Origin of the sequence: Actinosynnema sp. NPDC023658 (assembly GCF_040639995.1) — a bacterium.
GTDB lineage: Bacteria > Actinomycetota > Actinomycetes > Mycobacteriales > Pseudonocardiaceae > Actinosynnema.
Map to the genome: position 1 here is coordinate 1 of NZ_JBFAAX010001456.1, position 1108 is coordinate 1108.

General features: G+C 73.2%; 1 protein-coding gene. It reads right to left on the reverse strand.

What is annotated here, in order from left to right; all coding sequences use genetic code 11:
- A partial coding sequence (locus tag AB0G02_RS41775) for a sensor domain-containing diguanylate cyclase (protein WP_360806591.1) occupies positions 1 to 1108 on the reverse strand: 1108 nt, incomplete at both ends.

Consider the following 1108-nt stretch of genomic DNA (forward strand, 5'->3'; position numbering starts at 1 on the left):
CCTGGCCCGCCGCAGCGCCAGGTCGGCCGAGTCGAGCAGGTCCTCGGGCGCGGAGTCGCGCGGCGGCCGGTGCACCACGCCGATCGTCGCGGACACCGCCACCCGCTCGCCGCCGGAGCGGAACGGCGCGGACAGCACGTCGTTGATCCGCCGCACCATCGTCACCACGTCGGGCGGGGTCGACGAGTTGCGCACCAGGATCGCGAACTCGTCGTGCCCGAACCGGGCCACCATCGCGTCCTCCTCGGCCACCACGGCCTCCAACCGGCCGGCCACGACCTTCAGCACGTGGTCATCGACCTCGCGGCCGAGCCCGCCGGTGACCCGGGAGAACCCGTCGAGGTCGAGGTGGAACACGCTGACGCCGGCACCCGGGTCGGCCGTGCGCAACGCCTGCTCCAGCCTGCTGGTGAAGTACTGCCGGTTCGGCAGCCTGGTCAGCACGTCGTGCAGCGCCTGGTGATTGAGCTGGCCCTGCAGCAGGTTGACGTCGGTGGCGTCCTCCGCGAGCACGATGACCTGGGACCGGCCCTCGTCCCGGCGCAACGGCGACAGCGTGAGCGTCACCCAGGCCAGGTCGCCGTCCGCGCGCAGCAACTGGCGCGGCTGGGTGATCGACGCCGTGCCGCCCTCGGTCAGCTGCGCGAAGTCCGCCCGCATCGCGGCCCGCTCGTCAGGGTGCACCAGGTCGAACAGCGACGAGCCGGCCAAGCCGCTGGGGGAGCGGTCCACGATCCGGGCCAGCGCCCCGTTGGACCGGACCAGCGTGCCGTCCGGGTCGGCGGTCGCGATGCCGGTGGACAGGTGCCGCTCCAGCAGCTCGAACCTGGCCTCGCTGTACCGCAGCTCCACCTGCGCCTCGCGCATCGCCTTGTACAGCGAGCGGCCCAGCTGCTCCTGCTGGGCCAGGGTGGACGCCCGCACCCGGTCGACGAAACCGGCCGAGAGCGAGGAGATCACGTCGACCACCCGGTCGCGCAGCTTCTCCGGCGGCGCGAGCGCGGACATCCCGAGCAGGCCCTTGCCCACGACCTCCACCGACACCTGGAGCGACTCGGCCGTGGTGCAGTTCAGCGCGACCAGCGCCTCACCGACCTCCCGGCCGGCG